We start from the raw sequence: 286 nt of genomic DNA on the forward strand, positions 1-286 counted from the left end.
TGACGGTGGCGCGTATCTCCCAGGCCCTCGGTGTGTCCTGGAATACCGCCAACACCGCTGTCCTGGGTGAAGGCCAGCGTCTACTGATCAATGATCCAACTCGGTTCGATGGCGTGCGTGTCATCGGGGTGGATGAACACGTGTGGCGCCACACCCCCTACGGAGACAAATACGTCACCGTTATCTTGGACTTGACACCCATCCGAGAACGCAGCGGCCCCTCCCGACTCTTGGACATGGTCCCGGGTCGCTCCAAGCAGGTCTTCAAAACCTGGCTGGCCTCCCG

The 286-nt window shown here is 60.8% G+C and carries 1 pseudogene; it reads left to right on the forward strand.

What is annotated here, in order from left to right:
• Nucleotides 1–286, forward strand: a pseudogene (locus QP415_RS11555) (ISL3 family transposase); the annotation flags it as partial.

The sequence above is a fragment of the Pauljensenia sp. UMB3104 genome (genome assembly GCF_030217285.1).
In the GTDB taxonomy this organism is placed as follows: domain Bacteria; phylum Actinomycetota; class Actinomycetes; order Actinomycetales; family Actinomycetaceae; genus Pauljensenia.